The sequence below is a fragment of the Clostridium bornimense genome (assembly GCF_018917145.1).
GTDB lineage: Bacteria > Bacillota > Clostridia > Clostridiales > Clostridiaceae > Clostridium_AN > Clostridium_AN bornimense_A.
Genome location: NZ_JAHLOD010000104.1, coordinates 1 through 2,559, shown reverse-complemented (window position 1 = coordinate 2,559; position 2,559 = coordinate 1). Strand labels below are relative to the sequence as shown.

3 protein-coding genes are annotated in these 2,559 nt (G+C 28.9%); all 3 read right to left on the bottom strand.

What is annotated here, in order from left to right:
* Positions 1-152, bottom strand: a 152-nt coding sequence (locus KQI30_RS16630) for a type II toxin-antitoxin system HicB family antitoxin (protein WP_216464464.1), incomplete at its 3' end; no start/stop codon positions are given.
* A 480-nt stretch (positions 153-632) separates the two neighbouring features.
* Positions 633-989 (bottom strand): RNase H1/viroplasmin domain-containing protein, encoded by a 357-nt coding sequence (locus KQI30_RS16625; RefSeq protein ID WP_216464463.1) that lies wholly within the window; start codon positions 987-989, stop codon positions 633-635.
* Between the two features lie 879 nt (positions 990-1,868).
* Positions 1,869-2,273, bottom strand: coding sequence for a hypothetical protein (locus KQI30_RS16620; RefSeq protein ID WP_216464462.1), 405 nt, complete (start codon positions 2,271-2,273; stop codon positions 1,869-1,871).
* Between the last annotated feature and the right edge of the window lie 286 nt (positions 2,274-2,559).

Here is a 2,559-nt window from a genome sequence, read left to right as displayed (position 1 = left end):
AAATGTAATCCTAAACATTCCTTTGCAGTTTTAATTGCTTCATCAATATCATCTCCACAAGTTAAGCACCCTGGTAAATCTGGAAACTCAATAGAAATTCCATCTGTGTCATAATTAAATATTGCAGGATAAATATCTTTTTTAACTAACATAAATATTCTCACCACCTAATATTATTTTGTTTTATTACTATACATCTCAATCAATTTAAGAATTAACATTATTGATGAAATAATTACACCAACTAAAGATATTATAGCTACGTCTGACATATGTATCCCTCCTATTTTAAATTTATTAGGCAAAATACATGCAAATAAAATCAATTTAGGAGATTTACTTTTGAATTGCAAATCGTTATTATATATCTATACAAAAAAATTATATAATATTTTATATTTGCATGTATAAAAGGTTATAGGCTCCAATCTATAACCTTTTTTGCCTATGCTTTATAATATCTCTTTATTTTGACTTTTGCAAAATGAAAAGCCATATAAAAAAATTTCCACATAGATTTATAATGAATTATCTCTATAATATTTCATATTTTACCAATATACTAATTATTTTCTTATAATTTATATGTTGAATTATTTAATATATCAGATTTGCTAAAATTCTTTACACATCTACTCAATCCATTCTTTTATCATTGAAGTTATAATCTGTTCTTTAGATAACCCGATTTTATTACACTTAGATACAAACTCATCATATAACTTTTTATCTAATCTAACATTAAGTGATCTAGTCGTTTCTTTCCTAATCTTTTTACGTTCTATTCCTTTTTTAGTCTGATCTTTAACCTTTTCTACATCAACCTTATTTAAATAACTCAAAGCTTCTTCTTCTGTTAAAAAACTTTTATATACTGAATTATATCCTAAAACTAATTTAGCACACTCAGCCCAACTTCGAACTATTATATTCTTAACTCCTTTGCCTTCCTTAATAGCATAATACTTTTTACGTTTATTTTTACTCATAAACTTATACCCCATCGCTCACTATTTTTTTCAACTAGTATTGATTTTATCTACTAGCGGAATTATTATGGCAAGGTGAATTAGGAATACGGCTCGCTCCCCCCCTTGCAACCAATATAATATAAATATACTAATTGCAAGGGGGATAAGCAAACATTAATTATTATGGCTTGGAGCCATTGAGGTATCCGTGTCGCATTTATCCCGTGGCTTCCAACCACTATGTACATCAATCTTGCTTAGGTCTAGTTTTATCAAGCATACTACCATGTAACTCTATACACACCCCTAGGAGCAAATACAAACTCCACTAGGACAGGCACTCCACTACTAAGAAACTATCTTAAATAGCTTGTCTAAGAAAAAACTTTTTTCCATCTAACGGAGTTGATATCGGTGGTGAGCCGACCAGTTTTTTTTAGTGTTATTCCTTTAACCACTTACCATTCAGGACTTTATCCAATATTCATTTATAAAAATAAAAAAACCTTCCAGTACACTGTACCGAAAGGTTTGAAATTCTTCTTTATATCTTGCAATTAATACGTTTCTCTGATAATATTAACTCATATTAATTGAATATATATAGTTGATGTTTCTTTGTAGGCTAGTACAATGAAATTTCGCTATATAACAGAAGTTCTTCGTTACTTGTTGGTATTGCCGTACCTAATAAGTTCCTAACATTTCATTGATTGCCGTCTTTGAAATGATGTGAAGGACTTTATTTTTTTGTTTTTTATGTTTTGATTATATTATATATTTCTTTATCTTACAACATTTTCTTTTATATTATCTAATTATATTAACTTATTTCTAGATTACTATGCAAACTATTGTCACCTCTTAACTTAAAGGATCATGCTATTATTTTTTTATTTAAATATCTTTCTTTATATCATCTATATCATAAACTTTACTCTTTACGTAAGCGATACCTTTTAATCGTGCCTTTTCATATGATGTATTAAAATCCTTTCTCCTTTCAGGTGGAACAAAATCATTTAATGCTTGTGCATTTAGAAAAGTTGATGTTGCACTCATTATCGCTCCTTTTACAGATATGGAAGCCAATCTTTCAACTTGTGGTTTTAATATAGCTCTTAATCTTTCATCAATAATTTCAGTAACAAGATCAATATTGTCATTAGATACCTGTATCTTTATAGCTTCATCACACAATCTCCTTACTGTATCTGCGAAGCTAATACCTTTTACTGTAGCAATCTTTTCTATAGTTTCTGCCTGTTCATCTGTAAATGTTATTGTTAATCTTTTAGTCATATTGCACCACTCCATATTTCCTATTTTAATAGACTTGTCTATTATATTTTACTGTGTATTGCACCACTTTTCAATAAGTAATATGTACTTTTGCACCACGCTTAAATCCCTTTTATTTCATGGCTTTGCCTTGAAGATGTATCTGGCGGTTGCACCGTCCTTTATCCTGCCCCCTTTAAAAAAGGGGATTTTACTTTATAATTTCTCTATAAATTTCCCGTTAAGTGATACTTTGTCAAGTAAGTATCATAAGGTGAACTAATCACTAATTAATCATTATCATATG